Source organism: Ruegeria sp. AP12, from assembly GCF_056540025.1.
In genome coordinates, this window is sequence record NZ_JBQFVZ010000230.1 from 1 (window position 1) to 650 (window position 650).

Genomic DNA, 650 nt, shown 5'->3' on the forward strand with positions numbered 1-650 from the left:
CGACCGAAGACCTCGAACGCCTGATGGGTGCAGCCGTGGATAGTGATGTCGCGCAAATAGATATCGCGCAGATCGGCCTGAACGATGGGTCCGGCAATGGCACCCGAGACGACATACTGCCCGCCGGGTTTCAGCGACAGGATCAGGTCGGGCCATGCGGGGCCGCCGACGACGTCGATCACCGCGTCGAACATGTCTTTCGGCAAAGGCGCGCCACGGTCGAACGTATCCGTGGCCCCTTGATCTTTGACCACCTCAGCCTTGGCAGGGCTGGTGACCCCCCACACGGTCGCCCCGCGCAGCCGGGCCAGTTGCACGGCGGCAAGGCCGACCCCACCCGAGGCCCCGGTGATCAGGACCTTGTGCCCGGCCGTCACGCCTGCGCGGGTCAGAAGGTTTTCAGCCGTGCCAAAGGCGCAGGGGATGGCCGCGATCTCGACATCTGACAGGGGGGAGGTCGATACGTCGTACAGATCAGCCGCCTCGACCAGACAATATTGCGCGAAAGCCCCGTCGATCTCGGACCCCAGCGCGATGAACCCGGTCGGATTGCCGGGGCGTGGACGCGGCAGGTTGATTGGGCAAGTAACGCGCTGGCCTTTGGTGAAGCCTGTCTCTGGCCCTGCAAGTTCAACGATACCGCACAGATC

Annotated in this window: 1 protein-coding gene; it reads right to left on the minus strand. The window is 64.6% G+C overall.

The features are described from left to right. Positions 1-650: zinc-binding dehydrogenase (locus tag ACR0E6_RS22455; RefSeq protein WP_480587543.1), on the minus strand; the 650-nt coding region annotated here is incomplete at both ends.